Here is a 20,716-nt window from a genome sequence, read left to right on the forward strand (position 1 = left end):
AATCAGCTGATGTATCCTTATTATACGCCTCGCTTTCAGGTAGCAAGTAATTGCCACCTAGCAGCATTCTTCAAGCTAGAATTAAAACAGGCCAATCGGACGCGGGATGGAGCAGTCTGGTAGCTCGTCGGGCTCATAACCCGAAGGTCGTAGGTTCAAATCCTGCTCCCGCAACCAATTCTTTATAATATTAGAATGTAAATAAATATTAATTCTTAAGTTTGAATTAAAACAACTTGGCTTGTCTAATTTATTAGACCATTCGGACGCGGGATGGAGCAGTCTGGTAGCTCGTCGGGCTCATAACCCGAAGGTCGTAGGTTCAAATCCTGCTCCCGCAACCAATTCTTAAGTTTGAATTAAAACAACTTGACTTGTCTAATTTATTAGACCATTCGGACGCGGGATGGAGCAGTCTGGTAGCTCGTCGGGCTCATAACCCGAAGGTCGTAGGTTCAAATCCTGCTCCCGCAACCAATTCTTAAGTTTGAATTAAAACAACTTGGCTTGCCTATTAACTTAGGCCATTCGGACGCGGGATGGAGCAGTCTGGTAGCTCGTCGGGCTCATAACCCGAAGGTCGTAGGTTCAAATCCTGCTCCCGCAACCAATTCTGAAGTTTGAATTAAAATAAATTGGCTTGTCTAGCTTATTAGACTATTCCCATGCGTGATTCAGCAGTCTAAAAGTTCAATTCGTCGGTCTACTCTTTATAACTAGCCAAAGATAGCAAGTTCAAATCCTACTCTCACAACCAATTCTCTGATTTAATTATTTTAATTAATACATTAGCTTTTTAATAAAAAACATAATTCAAATAATCAAAACAACCTCAATAGTTCAAAAAATCTAACCTTATTATAAATAAGAATAATTGATAGTTTAAACTTCAAACTTCTCTTAAATACTTAATCAAAACTAATACCAATCTGATTAATTAACTTAGTACAAACCCCCTCTTGCGTCTACATCGTGACAAACTCAATAACATGGCAATTATTCTCATTTTAAAATATATAACTTTTATCTAAGTTTAGACCTTCACTATAATTAAACACTTGGAATAACCTCGAATAAAATAATACGAAAACGGGTCAATATTTTACCTTAACTGGTTAATTACATGAGTTATGCCACCCTATTACATCAAAATGCCAGGTATTATCATCTAAAACGGGCACCCAACAACATTAACTGTGACCACTCAGTTGCATTCGGTTTGCCGCTAATAAATTAAGTTCATTCTGAGCTTAGCTAATATTGGCTTTTTTCACTAGCCACAACTCTTCCGACTTTGCGGTCGTAACGATTATTACTAAGAACGATCACTACTGCCAAATGCCGACCTAATTTAGACACATATTTATCACAATAAAGAGTCGGGTTTGCCACCACAGCGGTCATTCGTCATCAAACTGTTAATGCTAACTTTGTGGCTAAATTGACTATGTCACTATAAACGGACTAAGCTTCGATGAACCTTTATTTCCAAAGGGGTGTTTTAAGTCAAAGTGAGTTGACCAATGAAAAAACTTTTAATTGTAGCGCATGCTCCTTCAGAAAATACGCAATTAATGGTTGAAGCGATCTTGAAAGGTGCACAGCATTCTGATATTGAACAGGTTAAAACAAGCTGGATACCGCCTTTAGAAACTACACCTGAGGATGTATTAGTATGTGATGCGATAATTTTGGGGACGACTGAAAATCTCGGTTATATGAGTGGAGCTTTGAAAGATTTTTTTGATCGCTGCTATTACCCTTGTCTGGAAGTAAAGTAGGGATTGCCTTGTGCTTTATATGTTCGTGCTGGGAATGATGGAACTGGTACTTGTCGGGCAGTCGAATCGATCTGTACAGGTTTGCATTGGAATTGGATTCGACCACCATTAGTGTGCCGTGGTGGCTGGCAGTCAACGTTTCTTGACCAATGTGAAGAACTAGGTATGACAATGGCTGCCGGACTTGATGTTGGAATTTATTAATTCGCCTTTTACATTGCAGGAGTCATAGCTGTCATAGCACTATGTTGCTCTATAGGGTTTGATGTTTTTCTGAATAGTTAATCACGTCACGATAAATCAGCCATTGGCCATTAGATTGTTTTTGCCAAACGACTAAGTAATTACCTAATATTTTTTCATTAGATTTTTCACCTTTTATGGTGACTTCCCAAACTCCGACCTCTGTTGCAGTTCTATTATCACGCTTTAGTTCAACAGTTTTTAAAGTTATGGTTGCTGGCCCTGCCGACATTTCCATTTTGAGCTGTTTGGCTATTTCTTTACGCCCCTGAATTATTGAAAAACCATCATTTAAATATAATGCATCTTCTGTAAACATTTGGGACAATTGCTCAGCCTTTCCTTCATTGAACAACTCTATGTATTTATCATTTTTTGCTTTGATTGCTGAACTTAAATCACTGGTCCAAGCAAATGATGAAACACTCATCAGTGCAACTAGGCAGTAATAAGGAAACTTTTTCATAATAAGGCCTTTTATAGTCAGTTTATTAAAACATTAAAACATTAGTACAAGGCTACAAGTAATGCAATGTGACATAGCTTAATGTTTGAACTAAAATACCAATGCCTCCTTTGAGCTTGAAGCGGACGTTAGGATTAACGAGTTGCTAGCTTTCTCTAAGCGCAGCAAGAATAAGAGCTGCTAAATGGTCGTGTTTCAAAATCATCCCACAGCTGATGCTATGAAATATCGAGTAGTGCTACCAAACGATTGCGGAGCATGAAAACCAGCCTTATTCCGGTTTTTTGAGAGACAATGGCAATACGGTCGTTTGGAAGGCGTTGTTGGCTTTCCAATACTCGGAGACAGGGTCCCAACCCTGAAACACAGCGACGACATCGTACTCAGGGAACACCATGATCCGCTGTCCCCCAAGTCCATATCCTCCGAAAACAAATGCACCTCCGTTCTTCGGCTTAGGTATCGACCATTGATAGCCGTATTCAGTGAAGTCGTCGCTTATCTCGCTTGAGGCGTCAGCAATATAAGGTGTTACAGAACGGCGCACCCAGTCTTCGGATATGACTTGCTTGCCGTCCCAAAGCCCATTTCGCAAGTAAAGGTAACCAATCCGCGCCATGTCATGCCCTGTAAGGTAGAGCCCACCTTCAGTATCGGCTTCACCATCGGGCGTAATTTTCCAATGAAACTCATCAATACCAATTGGGCCAAATAGCTTTTCCTTCGCCCAAGCATCGACGCGTTGACCGGTCGCTTCGTGCAGAATTTTGCCAAGGAGAACGCTCACGCCGTCATTGTATTTGAATACTTTGCCAGGCTCTTCATACATAGGTTGGTCAAGAATGAACTGGATCCATGTCTCAGAGTTTTCAAGCGCGTAAGTACTGTCGGTTTCAGATCCGAAACCATTGATGTCATTCCACGCGATACCGGTTCGCATGGTCAGAAGATCATGAATCGTAATTCGCTCTTTGCGCGGGTCAGATCTATCGAATACGTAGTCTTCAAAGAAGGACAATGCCAAGACATCGGTTCCTTCGATAAATCCCTCATCGATCGCGATACCGAATGCAGCGGAATTAATGCTCTTCGTAACTGACTGGACAGTATGCAGATCGGTACCCTGATAATAAGGATGCAGATTAGCATCGTCGTAATTGTAGATTGGATTTTTAAAGTTTGGCGTTAATAGCTCGTCTGGGGCAAGGTTCGCCGCCAGCAAGGCATAGTCCCGCTCGATCTTTTTTTCGGCGACGATGCGGCCGTGTCGTATGAGTAGAAAATAATCAACGCGGCCGTACTCTTCCGCAACCAGATCCTCGATAAACTGATTAATGGGCTCGGGATCGAATCCTTCCACTGCAAGGGTTGAGTATTCCCATTCTTCTTGCGGCCATGAAATATCTGAAACGTAATCGGAATGGCTAGCAGGGACTGCCTCGTCGTTTTGAGGGACTGCGCAAGCCAACATCAAAACCGCCAAGCCACCAACGGTCAACAAACGCATTGTTTTAGACGCGCTTTTCGAAAGGCATGTCGTCATTTTGCACTCCCTTTTTTTAAGAGTATTAATAATAATTGACAACCCTGCTCTGAGCAACAAGTTGTGTTATCTTCGAGTTTTTTGCTTATTAACTAGCTTGTAGTATAGGTCTATATCGAGTGAAATTGTGTTTCGCTTTAAAAAACTTGAGGGGCCAGAGCCGATGAAACGTCTGATTTTGACCTGAGAATGTTGATTAAAACAAAATTAGTCAACGGAGATGGGTCGCCTAATGGGGCTGTTGGCTAATTTTGGTTAAAGCGTAAAACTGCCTGTTAGCTGATGTTAGCTTTTGTTGAATTTTGCGTTATTGACTGACAAGAAAATTGTCTTAAGCGACGTTTTGATCTCGTTAATATTTACTTTAAATAGAAGCGAATATTTCAGCACAGTATTTTGAGAGGCGGCTAAGGTTTAGTCAGTGGGCATTGAGGTTAAGTACACTAAATTCCGCTTAGAGGTACTAAGATTCAAGTGTCGCTATAAATGTTTGTAAATGCTCTCTAACAGGAACTATTCAGTTTAACGGCTTGGATAATCTTGGCATACGATTAGTTAATATCTTTTTGACTGATACGTTCGCCAATAGCACGAACAATTCGCAGGTAATTTTCATTGTTTTCTAAATGACCATTGTTTGACCAGTTTGCCATGAAGACGATTACGGTTTGGTTGTTGTAATCAGCAAAAATATACTGGCCGAATGAACCCGAAGTGTATATCAAGTTGTCGTCTCGTAGCATCCAGACGTGATTTCTGTAATCCTCTACTTGCCCAAGCAACTCATAGGTTGGTCGTGGTGCAGTAATAGGTTCGCTAAGTGTTGATTGAAAATAACTTTCTGGGATTATTCTTCTGCCTTGATAACTACCTCTCTCTAGCATCATTTGCCCAAACCTAGCGGCATCTCTTAGTGTTGATGCCATACCCCAACTAGCGCCTGAATTGCCGTCATCATCAATTGCAATAGCGCCATCATAGCGAGCTTGCAGGGGCTGCCAGAAGGTTTCCGCTATCAACTGAGCATATCGCTTACCTGTAACCTGCTCAGCAACCAAAGCCAACACCTGTGTATTCATATCATTATATAAAAATTGGGTGCCAGGAGCGAAAGTAGGCTTTTGAAACTGTTGAATAAATGACAAAATAGAGCGGTGTTCAACACCTAACACTTTCGGCTTTAGCCCCATATGAATTTCACTCATATAACCATAATCTCCGGCTTTGTGCCAACTGCCAAAATCAGGGTACCCTACCTCCATATCAAGCAGATTTTGCAAGGTAGAACCTATGAAAACACCGGCACCTAAATTAGGTAAATATTCGTTCACATTAGCTTCTAAATCTAATAGGCCATCTTTTACCAGTTTGTGTATCAACATACCAGTGAAGGTTTTTGAGGAAGATTGTAAAACTTGAATATCGTGCTTTTGCATTCCTTGGTCGTAAGTTTCAAAAACTAATTTGCCATCATGCATTACAGCAAAGCCTTTCATTTGTATTGACTTTAGAAGCTCTAGTAACCCAAACTCTTTTTCCCTACCAACACTAACCTTCAGCGTCATGAGGTTAAAAGGGTCTTGTTTAATTTCTTTAAGCGCTGGGGCTTCAGGGTCAGAGTGAATGGTCGCCATCGTGACAAATTCTCGCGGATGATGACTCGCATAACGGCTATGAGGCCAATGCTGCCAATTGAGGAGGTTAATATCCTTGCGCTCAAAGGCAGTTTCAAATGGAAGGTCAACTATCACATCAAGCTTGTGATTAATGCTATTTTCTTTTTTAACATTGGCGCTGGTTGGTGAAATGATAAATACACAGCACAACAATATAACCATTTGTTGGTAGAAAGCATTTGAGCTGACTATCTTTTTTCGCTTTCTTAGCAGCGGTGTAATTTCACTCGACATTGAAGGTAAGCCTTATATTTTATTTGACCATAAAACGATGTGACATCTGAGTCAAATTTGTTGAGAAGTTATAGAGCATCAGACTCAATAGCCGGACTAGGTTGATATGAACTAAATCCATGTAATTACTCCATAGGTTAGACTTTCCTGCCACTCATTTTGGGTTCATGGCTCGATAACAGCTGCTAAGATACGTTTGATCGCTTCCTGTGAACTCATTCTAGGGCCTTCAGCAAGGATATTCCAGCCGGTAAACACGATAACCAAATCCAGCTCAGGGATAACTATGGGGTACTGACCACCAAAGCCGATGCCTGCGAACGCCCTACTTACTTGTCTCTTATATTCGTAGTTCAAGAGCCACCAACTTTAGCCATACTCGACACTACGATTATCTGTTATAAAGACAAATGGTGTTATCGACACATTGACCCACGTTCTAGGAACAATGCTTTTGTCTTCCCACATCCCTTGCTTCAAATACAGGTAGGCAATCTTAGCAATGTCACGACTCGAAACATAGAGGCCCTCTTGGGTCTCGGCGAGACCAAACGGTGTGCGCTTCCAATAAAAGTTGTCGATTCCTAAGGGGTTGAACAAATATCTAACAGTATATTCCTCGATATCCATACCCGTTGCTTTACTAAATAGATGACCCAAAATCAGGGTAGCACCACTGTTGTACTGAAAAGGCTTCCCAGGTTCTTTCGACATAGGCCTATCCATAGTGAATTTAACCCAGTCTGGAACCCCCTGCATGTTTGCGGCTGTGTTTCTGGGGTCGCTGTATGGATAATCTTCATTCCATTCTAAGCCTGTTGTCATAATGAGTAGGTGCCGTATGGTCATTTGACGCTTTTTGTCATCAACGTTATCCACTGAGCCCGACTCAAAGTACTTAAGAACTGGTGTATCAAGATCAGGGAAATCACCTCGTCCGACAGCAATACCTATAACCGTTGAAACAACGCTCTTGGTAACAGATTGCATCGTGTGTAGTTTTCCGTACTGAAGATAAGGATGCCACCATGAATTGAAGTAGTTATAAGGCCCTGTCGGGTCGCGCACTACCAGGGTCCAGGTTTAGACAGTTAACTCATGTAATTAAAGTTTAATATGTTGTTTAAACATGGGTAAGTATTCATCTTCTCGGTGGCTAACTAATAAAATAGTACTGTGCTGTTGTGCCGACAACTCCATTAAAAAATCAAGCACTCTATGGCGATTTATTTCATCTAAACCTTGTGTTGGCTCATCTAATATTAATAAATAGGGTGACTTAACTAATGCTCTAGCAATTAAGCCCAATCGCTGCTCGCCATAGCTTAATTGTTGGAATGGAATGTCTTGAACATCCAATAATCCAACTTGGTTTAACCATTGGCGTGCGAGTTCTATTTGATGTTTTTCTGGTTGTTTATATAACCCGATAGAATCATGAAAACCTGACAACACTACAGTAAGTAAGCTTCCATTTACTCTATATTGCCGATGCATTTCTGAGCTAACAATACCCATTTGTTCTTTTATTTGCCAAATACTTTCTCCTGAACCTCTTTTAAAGCCCAACACTTCAATATCGTTACTATAACACTGCGTACAGTCACCGGTGATTAACTGCATTAACGTAGATTTACCACTGCCATTAGCACCCGTAATTAAAGTGTGTTGTAAGGGTTTAATACTAACATTCATGTTATCGAATATAACGTAACCACTATATTGCACTTTACCGTTATTAAGTTTTACTAAATATTGATGCTTATATTCGACCATTTTGTAAGGTGAAATAGGCCATTCTTTATTATCATGAGGCGATGAAAAAATTTTATCTAGCTGCTTTTTAGTTTCAGCATCATTTAACTGTCCTATTTTATGAAATCGGCCATTTTCAATTGAAGCAACTTGTTGACACCACTTAGGAATATCTTGTCTATTGCTTAACATCAATAAAACAGTAATACCTTTAGCACTAAGTTGTTCTAATGATTTAGATAATGTTAAGCAAGAGTCTTTATCAAGGCTATCGAAAGGGTTATCACATACTAAAAACTCAACACCTTCAAAGATTGCTTTCAAAATAAGTAGTTTTCGACCTTCGCCAGTACTTAACTGTCGATAACCACTATCAAGTCGGTGCGTTAAACCAAATTCAACAATCAACGGATCAGACCATTTATCTTTAGGTAAAAAGTCTCTCGCTATGGTACCAATGTCGTTAGAGTCTATAAAATCAGTCGCGTCCATTTTTAATTCATGTTCATAAACAGCTTGCTGGCTTTCAAAAGAAATCAAAGCGACTTTATCTTTGTCAGGTAAAATACACGTTTGTGCTGACTCCGCAACTAGCTCTCTTGTTAGAACTTGATCTAAATATTGTTTACCTGAGCCATTTCTTCCTAAAATACACCAACTTTGATTATCAATAATCTCCCAGTCATGAATACTTAACTTGTTGTGCTCAAAGTCGACGATCTTTAACATGGTGTACCCTTATAAATAATGCTGATGATGTTTATTGTTCAGGAGTAAAAAGCATGGGAAATAGATATACACACTTAAAGAACTGATTACATTTATATTACAATAGAATGTATAGTTATTTTAAGCGCACTACCAATAAAAAACCCTTTGAACAACTAGGCACAAAGGATTTTTATTTATAGCCTGAACTTTGAATAATATGCATTTGGTAATGTTTTTCAGTAAAACAGGCTCATAAGGTACTTCTATACCTGACTCTGCAACATTTTCTGGATAGTCCAAATCTACAAAAATAAACTTATCAACACAAGCAATAGGTTGACCAATCCGAGTATCGTTAGCGGTGGTAGGTAGAGCGCTGAGATAAGGCAAAACGAAATGGATTAAGTATCTGCTCATTTTTAAAGGGTAAAATAATAAACGCCGGTATTGTAAAATTTATAAGTAGAATAACTATTTATAGATTTTACACCTTGTATTTATTCATTTTTCCTCATAAAAAAGTAGGTCACTTAATTAGTCAAATTGGTATAATATAAAGGATGTATTTTTAGAAAAGCTATTATATAGCTAACAATAAAAGAGATTATTTTTTGAAAAGCAACGAATTTACTCATATTAATGCCGACGGCGATGCCCATATGGTTGACGTTACTGAAAAAAAAGTCACGGAACGCACGGCTATCGCTCAAGCTTACATTGAAATGTCAGCGCAGACGCTAGCAATGATTGTTGAAGGTAAACACCACAAAGGTGATGTTTTTGCTACGGCAAGAATTGCCGGTATTATGGCGGCAAAAAAAACCAGTGAACTCATCCCACTGTGCCACCCTTTGATGTTAACCAAAATTGAAGTTGATATAGTAGCCGAGCCTCAACATAATCGCGTTAAAATTACTGCGCTATGTAAATTATCAGGTAAAACTGGCGTAGAAATGGAAGCATTAACGGCAGCTTCAACTGCAGCCCTGACCATTTACGACATGTGCAAAGCCGTACAAAAAGATATGATAATTACCAATATTCACTTATGTGAAAAGCAAGGTGGAAAGTCTGGCAGCTATTTTCACAATGAAGTGACTAAATAAAGGAGCGATGATGATAAAGGTATTATTTTTTGCTCGCCTTCGCGAACAATTGTCAACCGATAGCATGCAAGTACCCGCAAGCGAAAACATGACCACAGAAGATATTCGTCAGCAACTCGCTAAAACGGATGATTTATGGGCTAAGGTTATGGCTGCAGATAGTTTACTTGTTGCTGTTAATCAGCAGATCACTGACTGGTCACACAAAATTAATAAAGGTGATGAAGTTGCTTTTTTCCCTCCGGTGACTGGCGGCTAATATGATTTACGTACAACAAAATGATTTTGTGGTTGCTGATGAGTATCAAAAACTCGCCACTGACAACCAAGACGGTGCCATAGTCACTTTTGTCGGAAAAGTCAGAGACTTTAACGAAGGGCTTGGTGTTCAAGGCTTATCTTTAGAGCACTACCCAGGCATGACAGAAAAAGTGTTACAGAACCTAGAAACTGAAGCTCGCGAGCATTGGCCGCTTAATAAAATCATCATTATTCATCGCGTTGGCGATTTAAAGCTTGGTGAACAAATTGTTTTTATTGGTGTAACTAGCCAACATCGTAAGGCGGCATTTGCTGCTTGCGAATTTCTTATCGACTTTCTAAAAACCAAAGCACCATTTTGGAAAAAAGAACTCACCTCACAAGGTAGCAAATGGCTAGAAGCCAAAGCTAGCGACAATGAGGTTTCTCAACAATGGTCAAAAAAACTTACCAACGACCAAGCCAACTAAACATATTGAGATATTCATGCTAAAAATCGGACGTTATCAACATTTTAAAGGTAACTTTTACCAAGTGCTTCACCTAGCAACACACAGTGAAACCGAAGAAACTATGGTGGTATATCAACCTGAATATGGCGAACGTGCGATTTGGGTTAGACCACTGTCCATGTTTGACGAGACCATTGAAAGAGAAGGTAAGACAATCAAACGTTTTGAATATGTCGGGTAAATAACTATGGCCAAAAGGCAGGTGCTAGCCATCATTGCCTTTAAATTAATCGAATGCAAAGATAAATTATTTATCTTTGCAAACTAATTACATGACTTTCCAAACAAGCTTGAGTATCCACTAATTAGTAATAAAATTATGCAGATAATAGTCAATGGTAAAGGCGAGAGATCATTCTCCATTCAGTTGCATCGTCAAGCCAATGAAGATAATTAAAAATAGCCCTTACTCTATATTTATGAAGAAAATTTAAGCTAATAAAATAGTATTATTTTTCAACATTCATTATAGATTACGAAGATGTTAGTATTATTTATTCCACCAACAAAAAGTACAACTTCAAGTTAAATTGATGCTTTGCCCATAAAGTAGCACTAGGCTAATCAACATTTATAAGGACATACAATGGTTAAAGTAAGTGCGAACAAAGGTAACGATTTTCAGCCAATAAAAATACTCAAACTGTCCACTTTTTTGCAATCATTACAACAGATAATATTGTTAAGAAAATCATTTATAATCCCCTTATTACTTTGTTTAGCCTATTACAGCTACCATACCATTTATAAAAACAATCAAGAAAAACAACAAACGTTTGAAATAATCTCCTCGCCAAAAGTTAATGATATTTATTTTTTAGATTTTCGCCTTTTAAGTCATGATCTCAGACCGAATGAAAAGTACCGACTTGCCAAGGTAGTTGATATAACCGGTGATATTATTACCTTAACGTATGGCCGTTTTTACTATCCAAACCACCACGCGGTGATTAATAGCCTTTACTATGGTCAATTAACCTATAAAAAATATTTCGAAGTTAAACGCTATGATTATAAACACCAACAAATCCTACAAAAACTCGATGATGGTGCAATTTATCAAGCCATGCGCCCAGTGCGCGATAAGCTTTTCGGCCAACGGATTAGTCCAGAACAAAGAAAAATACGTAGCAGTATATACATACAAGGGCGCAGAGATAATTTAATAGGTGAAGCTTTTCTTAACGAACGATTCAGTGAAACTAACCTGCAACAAGCATTTGAATTATTTACTAAATCAGCAAATTACGACTTTGCTGCGGGACAGGTAAACTTAGCAGAAATGTATATTAACGGGCAATATGTTGAAAAAGATCTTAACAAGGCACTGTATTGGCTAAACCAAGCCTCGTTACAAAGCCATAAACCCGCAATTCTAAAATATGAAATTATCTGCAAACAAGTTAGCAGTTGCCAGATATATGACTTTTTTGAAAACTTAGTATCAGCGGGTGTTGATGTAAAAGTAAGAAAGTTAGATACCAAAGTTATCATCAATAAACCCAATGAATAACTTTAATCTATCGTTAATACTATTTTGCCAATATTTTCATTATTCAACATAACGTGGTGAGCAACGTCTACTTCTTGCCAGCTATATTGTTTGTATATAACCGGACTGATTGAAGCTAATTCAAAACACTGATAAAAATCTTGAATAAAGGCGTTAATGAGTTTGGTTTTATATTCATCACTTCTGCTGCGCAAAGTCGTCGCGTGCAAATTGACTCGTTTCAATAACATTTTAGCTATATCAATGTTATTGGCAAACCGTCCACCTAGCATAGAAAGCATAACAATATGCCCATCTAGTGCGCATACGTTAATATTTTTATTAACATATTCGCCTGCCACAACATCTAAAACTACATCAAAACTTTGTTTATGCTGTTTTGCCCATTCAACAAAGTCTACTTGATGATAGTTTATCGTTTCATTAGCGCCTAACGCCTTACAGGCAACTATTTTTTCATCACTACCCACGGTTACCGTTACATGGCAATTTAAATATTTGGCTAATTGTATAGCAGCTGTACCAACACCGCTCGCACCTGCATGAATCAGCACCTTCGCATTAGGTTTTAACTCAGCAATTGTAAATAAACACTGATAAGCCGTTAAAAAAACTTCAGCTATTGCAGCCCCTTGTGCATAAGTTAAATTTTCAGGAAGCTTTATTAAGTGAGCCGTTTTAACTTTAACGTATTGTGCATATGCCCCACCGGGAACAATAGCGAAAACCTTGTCACCAATTTGCCAATCGCTGTGTTGATCACCCATAGCAACGAGTTCGCCACAGGCTTCAATACCCAATATAGTTGACTCGCCTGGTGGTGGTGGATAATTGCCTTGTTTTTGTAAAATATCCGCGCGATTAACACCTACAGCTCTGACTTTAATCAAACATTCATCAGTATTTATGGTGGGCTTTTCAGTTTCTTTAAAACTGAGTTCTTGATGTTCATTAAATGCTATATAACGCAATATCTTTCCCATTAATTAATTGATTGAATGAATGATTGAATGACCTGATAGTTTGCCTTAATTGAATTGCAATATCAGCGCTAACGTATTTTTTATTTAACCACACTTAACTAATTGAAAAAAAGTGATGCTCTTGCCATGGTACTTTATTAACGGCAACATTTATAACTTCGGCTTCTGGTGGCCCAACCTCAAGCCATTCGATCATTTTTTCTATATTTTGAATTTCACCACACATTAACACCTCTACATCACCGTCGGCTAAATTACGCGCATATCCACTTAAACTATACTCGATGGCGATTTGCTGACTAGAGGCTCTAAAGTAAACTCCTTGTACCTTTCCACTCACATGTGCCATGTAACATTCATTCATTATATTCCACCTTAAAACAAACTAATTGTTGTTGTTATTTTTGATTTTCATTCCATTATCTTTTTTGAAATGAAAAATAGTTAAAATAGAACATTGCACCCATGTCCTGCATTGACTAAAATCGCGCCATTATCATTGTTAATTATAAGTATAGCCATATGTCAGCAAGAATTTATTTAAAAGTTGCTCGTGAAAAATCATTACGCAGAAAACATCCTTGGATTTTTTCTCAAGCAATCAACAAAATTAAAGGTAACCCTTTACTTGGAGATACAGTCGATGTCTATGACAATAAGGGAAACTGGCTAGCTAAAGGCGCATACTCACCTGAATCTCAAATTAGAATTCGTGTTTGGAGTTTTGATATTGATGAAGAAATTGACAGTGATTTTTTTCGTAATAAATTGTTAAGCGCACAAAAAAGACGCGATTGGTTTATCGAAAAAGGTGGTTTAACCGGTTATCGACTTATTGCGGGTGAGTCTGATGGACTGCCTGGGATCACAATAGATAAATATGACAACTTTATTGTTTGCCAATTACTTAGTGCTGGAGCTGACTATCATCGCTACACCTTAGTTGAGTGCCTTAAGAAACTCTACCCGGGTTGTCATATCTATGAACGCTCTGATGTTGATGTACGTAAAAAAGAAGGCTTAGAACCTGTAACAGGTTGGTTAACAGAGCCACAAGCGTCAACAGAATGTGTTATTGAAGAACACGGTGTTAAAATTCATGTTGATATTGCCCAAGGTCATAAAACTGGCTTTTATTTAGATCAACGTGAATCTAGACTTGCTGCAGGTAAATATGCCAAAGATAAGTCGGTATTAAACTGCTTCTCATATACTGGTACTTTTGCCTTACATTGTGCGGCGGGTGGTGCTAAAGAAGTAATTAATGTTGATGTTTCTGAGTCAGCGCTCGAACTTGCTAAGAAAAACGTGGAACTTAATAATTTAGGCGATAAAGATATTTCATTCGTTAAAGCCGATGTGTTTAAATTATTGCGTCAATACCGCGAAGAAAAACGAACCTTTGATATGATCATTCTAGATCCGCCAAAGTTTGTAGAGTCAAAAGCTCAACTGACCGGTGCTTGTAGAGGATACAAAGACATAAACATGTTAGCAATGCAGTTACTTAAGCCAAATGGTATCTTATTAACCTTCTCTTGCTCGGGGTTAATGGAGTCTAGTTTGTTTCAAAAAGTGGTTGCCGATGCGGCTTTAGATGCGAAACGAAATGCGTATTTTGTCGATAGACTGCACCAAGCAGCAGATCACCCAGTATCGTCAAATTACCCAGAAGGTTATTACCTTAAAGGCCTTGTTTGCCAAGTTGAATAGTGATTGAAAGTTACCAGCTGTAGCGAGTATTAAGTCTAGCTACAGCTATATACTATCGTTAATCATGACTTAATCAATTTCAGTAATATTAACACCAATCAAATAACAGTTTGCGCTCTCTTCAGTTATCCTAACCACTTTACCTTTAGCATCTAAAGGTTGTATTGCATTGTTAGCAGACTGAACACTGATACGTACCGCCGTATTCATTTCTAACGGGTGTTCCATCTCAATGGCGATGCCAGTCGCACTTAAGTCACGACATGTAGCCAACACTTTACTGTTCGCTTCATCATCAATAATAGTTACGGTCACTTCACTGTTTAGCATCATGCGATAAAAGTTGCGCTTGTCATCGTAATTAACCATTACTACTCCAATGTTTTTTATAGTTTGTATTACTTATACTAATCGTGACCATCACTGTCAAATCATTGTGTCTTGAAATTAAGCATTTTCTTTTAAGTAGTTTAATACTCGTTTAGCTGAGATTGGAAACGGTGTTTTCAAATTTTGCGCAAAAAGTGAAACGCGTAATTCTTCAATCATCCAGTAAGTTTGGGCTAATGCTTTACTTAAAGGCTGCCCTTAGGTTGTTGAGCAACAACAGCATCTAACGCTTTTTGCACCTTTTCGAGTTCTATCATTTTCAAACGGTCTTGATTTGGGTCTATTTGTAATTTCTCTAAACGTCTTAACATAGCGGTTAAGTATCGAGCAATATCATCTAAACGTTGATATCCCGCTTTAGTGATAAAACCTTTAAAAACCATACTTTCTAATTGGTTTTTAATATCGCCGTGAGATTGCACTAGGTTTAATGACATTTTACCTTTCATTTTCTTTCTAACGTCATGCGCTAAACTCAGCACCCGCTCGACCTTTATTGCCGCACTTAATACACAGTCTGCAATTTCGCCACGAACATGTTCTTTACATGCCGTAAACTCAGTTTCAGCGCGTGGTAAGTCGCCGTATTGATTAACTAAAAAATGACAGCCAGCAACGATGCAATCATCCAATAAATCATTGATAGAACCAAAAGGATTAAAATACAAACCTAACTTGGCTTTATTAGGCAATTTTTCTTGCAAATATTTTAATGGTGAAGGTATGTTCAACAATATCAGACGGCTTACGCCATCAAGCATGGCTTGCTCTGCTAAACTTTCATGTTCAAATAACTCAATAGCGACTGACTTGTCTTTATCCACTAAAGCAGGAAAAGCTTTAATGGTGATATTAGCAACTTTTTTCTCGTAGCTTTTAGGTAAGTTTTTAAAATCCCATTGAGCAATATCGCTACGTTCAATACCTTTATCAGCTACCTTTTTAATTGACGCTTGAACTTTACCTTGTAAATTATCTTTTAAACTATCAAGGTTACGCCCTTCTTTAAGTAACTTACCGTTTTCATTAATAATTTTAAAATTCATTAATAAATGTGGCACAAGCTCTGAGCCTTGCCAAGCGTCTTCAGGTAAGCGAACGCCAGTCATTCTTAGTAACTGTTTTTCAAGCGCTGCGATTAACGTTATGTCCGTGTTAGTTATTGCCGCCAAACACGCTTCTGCATAGTTTGGTGCAGGAACAAAGTTACGTCTTAATGACTTAGGTAAGCTTCTGATCAATGCGGTAATTAGCTCAAGTCGTAAAGCCGGAATTAACCAATCAAAACCTGTATTTTCTACTTGATTTAAAATACCTACCGGTATCATGACGCTAATACCGTCGTCCGCATCACCTGGGCTAAAATGATAACTGAGCGGCAGTGTTAAACTGCCTTGTTGCCATGTTTCCGGATATTCGTTAGCTGATAATTTAACCGCGCTTTCTTTTAACAAAAAAGCTTTGGTGAAGTTTAATAACTTAGCATCAGATTGTTTTTGTTTCTTCCACCAGGCTAAAAAGCTACGCTGACAAATAGCAGTTTCGGGCAGTTTTTCATTATAAAAATCGACTAACTGCTGTTCTTCAATCAAGAAATCTTTACGTCGGGCTTTTTGCTCTAAAACTTCAATTTCGTCAACCAGTTGGCGATTTTCTTTTAAAAATGCTTCTTTAATCGTGCTTTCGCCATTAACTAAAGCTTCACGGATAAAAATCTCACGACAGGTATCAGGTTCAATTCTATTGAAATTAACACTGCGCTTACCAACGATAATCAGACCGTAAAGTGTTACTTGTTCAAACGCCATTACAGCGCCCTGCTTTTTCTCCCAATGAGGTTCGCTGTAACTGCGTTTAACTAGGTGCGGTGCTAGAGGTTCAAGCCATAACGGGTCTATCTTAGCGGCCATACGAGCAAATAAACGGCTAGTTTCAACTAATTCTGCTGCCATTAACCATTTGGGTGACTTTTTAGCCAGCGCTGAGCCTGGGAAGATAAAAAATTTACTGCCGCGAGATCCTTTGTATTCTCGATTTTCATCTTGTTGGCCGATATGACTCAACAAACCTGACAAAATAGCTTGATGTACGATATCTAGATTCGAATTAGTGGCATTTTTTTCAGCCTCTTCTGATAAGTCTAGGTCGATACGGCTCATTGGTATTTTCAGCTCTCGCAATGAATGCGTTAGCTGGCTATAAATATCTTGCCACTCACGAATACGTAAATACGACAAAAACTCTTTCTGACACAAACGGCGAAATTGATTATTTGTTAAAAGCTTTTGCTGTTCCTCAACATAACTCCACAGTTTTAATAAGCTCACAAAATCTGATTGTTTGTTTTTAAATCGGCCATGTTTTTCATCTGCAGCTTGCTGTTTTTCATGCGGACGTTCGCGTGGGTCTTGAATACTTAAAGCGCTTACAATAATGAATATTTGTTCAATACACCCTAAGTCAGCCGCGGTTAAAATCATTTTAGCTAAACGTGGATCAATAGGGAATTTAGATAACGAGCGCCCTATTGGTGTTAACTTAACTTGAGTTGAATCAGCATCAATCGCCGCCAATTCTTCTAATAATTTCACGCCGTCATTAATGTTACGATTATCGGGTGGTTGTACAAACGGAAAGTCGGAAATTTCACCTAAGTCTAGGGCCAACATTTGCAATATAACAGTCGCTAAGTTTGTGCGAAGTATTTCAGGGTCGGTAAACTCCGGACGATTTAAAAAGTCGTCCTCAGCATAAAGGCGAATACAAACACCTGAAGACACTCGACCACAACGACCGGCTCGCTGATTTGCACTGGCTTGAGAAATGGCTTCTATAGGTAAACGTTGTACTTTAGTGCGATAACTGTAGCGCGAAATTCTTGCTGTACCTGGGTCAATAACATATTTAATTCCGGGTACCGTCAAACTCGTTTCGGCAACGTTAGTGGCTAACACTATGTTACGGCCACTATGTGGTTTAAATATTAAGTTTTGTTCGGCAACAGTTAATCGAGAATATAACGGTAAAACATTAGTATGGCGTAAATTAGCTTTTTCTAATGCCCGTGCGGTATCTCTAATTTCTCGTTCACCATTGAGAAAAACCAAAATATCGCCATCACTTTCTGAGCCACGGTTTTCTGTACTAAGCTCATCAACGGCATTGAGAATACCCGAAATAATATCCGCATCGCTGTCACTGTCTTCATTCAGTGGGCGATAACGCATTTCAACTGGGAAGGTTCTGCCTGACACTTCAATAATTGGCGCAGGAACACCGCTGGCATTAGCAAAATGTTGTGCAAATTTTTCAGGATCAATTGTCGCCGAGGTAATAATCACTTTTAGATCAGGACGTTTAGGTAAAATTTGCCGTAAATAACCGAGAATAAAATCTATATTTAAACTACGCTCATGCGCTTCATCGATAATTAATGTGTCGTATTGGCGTAACAAACGATCTTTTTGCATTTCCGCAAGTAAAATACCGTCGGTCATGAGTTTAATATAACTTTGTTCACCCACTTGGTCGTTAAAGCGAACTTTATAACCAACCGCATCACCTAATTTTGAATTCAGCTCATCCGCTATTCGGTTAGCGACAGTTCTTGCAGCAATACGTCTGGGCTGTGTATGACCAATAAGGCCATCAATGCCTCGACCTAATTCTAAACATATTTTTGGAATTTGAGTTGTTTTACCTGATCCCGTTTCGCCCGCAATAATCACGACTTGGTTGTCATGAATAGCTTTGCTTATTACGTCAACATTTTGTGAAACTGGCAAACCTTCAGGGTAACTAATTTTAGGTAAACTAGTCAGGCGAAGTTGCTTGTTTGCTATAGATTGCTCGATCGTTTTAGCTATTTGCTGCAAAGCTTTATCTTGTTTCACTTGATCAGTTATTTTTTTAACGCCTAATAAGCGGTTTCTAATGCGCGTTTTATCAGATGATTTAACCTGATCGAGAAGATCGAAAAGTGATTTTAAGGTAAGGTTTTTATTCATTTTTTTAGTCGTAGTGGTCGATGCGGAAAATACTGTTGACAAAAGAGGCTCAAAACAGATAACAAAAGGCTATATTAGCAGGTAAGCAAAGGCAAATGAACACGTATATTCTTAGCAAATATCCATTTTAACTATTTTTATACTAAGCTGATCTCTAAGTGCAAGAATAAAGTACTTAATGAAGGTCACAAGCCGCAAAGAGTCTATTGTGCATAAAAGGTGCTATGCCTAAAAGTGTTATGTCTAAAAGTGCTATACATTAAACTAACTTACTTATCTACTTTTGAATTACTAGAAATAATAAAAGACGATGAGGTATTTTGGCAGGCGCTAATCAGGTAGAGAGATTTTATAAACTTGTTATGTCATTAATCATCAGTCACATACAGCCAATGATTATGCCTAATAAAGGCTTCATCAAATTTCAGACAAAAAAAAGCGGCTCATTGAACCGCTTTTTTATAACTAGCTTATATGCATCCTGCATAAATATATAATGATCCCGCTTCATCCATAAAGAGCTATCCCTTGCCTTTCCTAGCAAACCATTTGCTGTCCATATTATCCTTAAAAGTAACTGTCCTAGTTACATCAATTGTCTATTCTTATCATCCTGATAACAATTCCCTGACAATTTTTCCTTCTATCCTTGTGAGACATCCAATCTCTTTGCTAATCTAAGCATCCTGTTGGTTATCCATACCATTATTTGTAATCCCTTTGTCTTCCTGACAGGGATAATATTAGACTAAGCACTAATTTTAAAAAGTGCTTAAATTCAAAAAAATAAACACGACTTATCTTTTTACTTGAACGATTTAATTATTTTCATTTAATTACAATAAGTTAAGCTAGAATGGTAGATTTAAAGTAATACAAAGAACACTATATCCTACATTAATGTAGGATATGTCTTACAAAGGTAGGGAGCTTTTGGGAGGTTATTAAATAAATTACGTTAAATTATTTTTAAAGTCTGCTGCAAACTCATAGAGATTGCAGCTTATAGCTTACATAAGTTAGTGAAATGAATTATTCAATATTAACTTTCAGGTGTTTCTCGATAATAAACCATCAAAGAACCTGAGACATTACCCACTTCGACTTCTTCTATAAATTGATAGTTTACATTCTTAAAAAAAGCTTTGTATTTCTTGCTTGTTGCATACACAGCAACACCTTCACTTTCTTTATGTTCATCTAAGATCGTATTGACTGCCGCCATTAAGTAATGACCAAAGCCGTGATGTTGATGCAGTGGATGAATAGCAATAAAAGATAGCATGTGAAATTTTTTCAATGGCACAGCAGCTAAAACAATTTTCTCTTTTTCAATCATTTGTTTGGTACTGAAATACCCTGCACCAAGCAACATTTTTAAGCGCCAGTGCCAAAATCGTTCAGAAGAAACACCATCTTCAGGATTATTTAAGCAAGCGACACCAACAATATTATCGCCTAAATATAAACCCACCATTGGCTGTTTTGCTTGCCAAAATGCATTTAATTCTTCACGAATTGCTGCACGAAGACGTTGTTCATAATCACTTTTGTCAGATGAAAATATTTCCAAAAACACTGGATCATCATGATACGCTTGGTAAAGTAATGATGCAGCTAACTTTAAATCTTGTGCCGACAGATAAGCGGCTTTTATATCGACTTGATTACTATCAATGGCATCTGATGACATCTAAAATCCCTCATAAATGGTGATAATTATTATTATTTTTATACCTTCACCATATCAGGATATGAGAAATAAGGTCAAACTTTATCGCTGAATCAGAAACCCAATAAGGCGAACAATAAAGTAACCTCT

General features: G+C 38.1%; 17 protein-coding genes, 4 tRNA genes and 1 pseudogene. 12 read left to right on the top strand and 10 right to left on the bottom strand.

Going from position 1 to position 20,716, the window contains the following annotated elements; genetic code table 11:
* The first annotated feature begins 100 nt into the window (after positions 1–100).
* The 6 genes from DBO93_RS11135 to DBO93_RS18980 all read left to right on the top strand — a co-directional run bounded on the left by DBO93_RS11135 (position 101) and on the right by DBO93_RS18980 (position 1,985).
* A tRNA-Met gene (locus DBO93_RS11135) sits at positions 101–177 on the top strand.
* 90 nt (positions 178–267) lie between these two features.
* A tRNA-Met gene (locus DBO93_RS11140) sits at positions 268–344 on the top strand.
* A 56-nt stretch (positions 345–400) separates the two neighbouring features.
* Positions 401–477 (top strand) — tRNA-Met (locus DBO93_RS11145).
* Between the two features lie 56 nt (positions 478–533).
* Positions 534–610 (top strand) — tRNA-Met (locus DBO93_RS11150).
* 913 nt (positions 611–1,523) lie between these two features.
* The gene (locus DBO93_RS18975; protein ID WP_239058971.1) at positions 1,524–1,781 is read left to right on the top strand and encodes a hypothetical protein; all 258 of its coding nucleotides are present in this window, start codon (positions 1,524–1,526) and stop codon (positions 1,779–1,781) included.
* Positions 1,782–1,784: 3 nt separating this feature from the next.
* Positions 1,785–1,985 (top strand): hypothetical protein, encoded by a 201-nt coding sequence (locus DBO93_RS18980; protein WP_239058972.1) that lies wholly within the window; start codon positions 1,785–1,787, stop codon positions 1,983–1,985.
* Positions 1,986–2,034: 49 nt separating this feature from the next.
* On the opposite strand, the gene DBO93_RS11160 is transcribed toward DBO93_RS18980, so the two are convergent.
* The 5 genes from DBO93_RS11160 to DBO93_RS11185 all read right to left on the bottom strand — a co-directional run bounded on the left by DBO93_RS11160 (position 2,035) and on the right by DBO93_RS11185 (position 8,427).
* Positions 2,035–2,490 carry a nuclear transport factor 2 family protein gene (locus DBO93_RS11160; protein WP_108456410.1) on the bottom strand — a complete coding sequence of 152 codons (456 nt, stop codon included), beginning with the start codon at positions 2,488–2,490 and terminating at the stop codon, positions 2,035–2,037.
* Positions 2,491–2,761: 271 nt separating this feature from the next.
* A complete protein-coding gene (locus DBO93_RS11165) occupies positions 2,762–4,033 on the bottom strand; it encodes a serine hydrolase (RefSeq protein ID WP_108456411.1) in 1,272 nt (423 codons plus the stop codon).
* Positions 4,034–4,584: 551 nt separating this feature from the next.
* Positions 4,585–5,943, bottom strand: coding sequence for a serine hydrolase (locus DBO93_RS11170; RefSeq protein WP_108456412.1), 1,359 nt, complete (start codon positions 5,941–5,943; stop codon positions 4,585–4,587).
* A 369-nt stretch (positions 5,944–6,312) separates the two neighbouring features.
* A complete protein-coding gene (locus tag DBO93_RS11180; RefSeq protein WP_108456414.1) occupies positions 6,313–6,933 on the bottom strand; it encodes a serine hydrolase in 621 nt (206 codons plus the stop codon).
* A 114-nt stretch (positions 6,934–7,047) separates the two neighbouring features.
* Positions 7,048–8,427: an ATP-binding cassette domain-containing protein gene (locus DBO93_RS11185; RefSeq protein WP_108456415.1), complete on the bottom strand. Its 1,380-nt coding sequence runs from the start codon at positions 8,425–8,427 to the stop codon at positions 7,048–7,050.
* A 593-nt stretch (positions 8,428–9,020) separates the two neighbouring features.
* On the opposite strand from DBO93_RS11185, the gene moaC reads away from it, so the two are divergent.
* The 5 genes from moaC (at position 9,021) to DBO93_RS11215 (ending at position 11,801) form a co-directional block, all read left to right on the top strand.
* Positions 9,021–9,515, top strand: coding sequence for a cyclic pyranopterin monophosphate synthase MoaC (gene moaC / locus DBO93_RS11195; protein WP_259366291.1), 495 nt, complete (start codon positions 9,021–9,023; stop codon positions 9,513–9,515).
* Positions 9,516–9,525: 10 nt separating this feature from the next.
* Complete coding sequence (gene moaD, locus DBO93_RS11200) at positions 9,526–9,774, top strand: molybdopterin synthase sulfur carrier subunit (protein ID WP_108456417.1); 249 nt, start codon at positions 9,526–9,528, stop codon at positions 9,772–9,774.
* Position 9,775: 1 nt separating this feature from the next.
* Positions 9,776–10,246 carry a molybdopterin synthase catalytic subunit MoaE gene (gene moaE, locus DBO93_RS11205; RefSeq protein ID WP_108456418.1) on the top strand — a complete coding sequence of 157 codons (471 nt, stop codon included), beginning with the start codon at positions 9,776–9,778 and terminating at the stop codon, positions 10,244–10,246.
* Between the two features lie 16 nt (positions 10,247–10,262).
* A complete protein-coding gene (locus tag DBO93_RS11210; protein ID WP_081152807.1) occupies positions 10,263–10,469 on the top strand; it encodes a DUF1653 domain-containing protein in 207 nt (68 codons plus the stop codon).
* A gap of 405 nt (positions 10,470–10,874) precedes the next feature.
* Complete coding sequence (locus DBO93_RS11215) at positions 10,875–11,801, top strand: tetratricopeptide repeat protein (RefSeq protein WP_108456419.1); 927 nt, start codon at positions 10,875–10,877, stop codon at positions 11,799–11,801.
* 2 nt (positions 11,802–11,803) lie between these two features.
* On the opposite strand, the gene DBO93_RS11220 is transcribed toward DBO93_RS11215, so the two are convergent.
* Together DBO93_RS11220 and DBO93_RS11225 are read right to left on the bottom strand one after the other, a co-directional pair.
* A complete protein-coding gene (locus tag DBO93_RS11220; RefSeq protein WP_239058973.1) occupies positions 11,804–12,772 on the bottom strand; it encodes an NAD(P)H-quinone oxidoreductase in 969 nt (322 codons plus the stop codon).
* A 106-nt stretch (positions 12,773–12,878) separates the two neighbouring features.
* Complete coding sequence (locus DBO93_RS11225; protein ID WP_108456421.1) at positions 12,879–13,148, bottom strand: acylphosphatase; 270 nt, start codon at positions 13,146–13,148, stop codon at positions 12,879–12,881.
* 158 nt (positions 13,149–13,306) lie between these two features.
* On the opposite strand from DBO93_RS11225, the gene DBO93_RS11230 reads away from it, so the two are divergent.
* Positions 13,307–14,497, top strand: coding sequence for a class I SAM-dependent methyltransferase (locus tag DBO93_RS11230; protein WP_108456422.1), 1,191 nt, complete (start codon positions 13,307–13,309; stop codon positions 14,495–14,497).
* Positions 14,498–14,566: 69 nt separating this feature from the next.
* On the opposite strand, the gene DBO93_RS11235 is transcribed toward DBO93_RS11230, so the two are convergent.
* The 3 genes and pseudogenes from DBO93_RS11235 to DBO93_RS11245 all read right to left on the bottom strand — a co-directional run bounded on the left by DBO93_RS11235 (position 14,567) and on the right by DBO93_RS11245 (position 20,587).
* Positions 14,567–14,866 (bottom strand): PilZ domain-containing protein, encoded by a 300-nt coding sequence (locus DBO93_RS11235; RefSeq protein WP_108456423.1) that lies wholly within the window; start codon positions 14,864–14,866, stop codon positions 14,567–14,569.
* 78 nt (positions 14,867–14,944) lie between these two features.
* A pseudogene (hrpA, locus tag DBO93_RS11240) lies at positions 14,945–18,894 on the bottom strand (ATP-dependent RNA helicase HrpA).
* 1,042 nt (positions 18,895–19,936) lie between these two features.
* The gene (locus DBO93_RS11245) at positions 19,937–20,587 is read right to left on the bottom strand and encodes a GNAT family N-acetyltransferase (protein WP_108456424.1); all 651 of its coding nucleotides are present in this window, start codon (positions 20,585–20,587) and stop codon (positions 19,937–19,939) included.
* Positions 20,588–20,716: the final 129 nt, after the last annotated feature.

This window comes from Colwellia sp. Arc7-D, from assembly GCF_003061515.1.
Taxonomy (GTDB): Bacteria; Pseudomonadota; Gammaproteobacteria; order Enterobacterales; family Alteromonadaceae; genus Cognaticolwellia.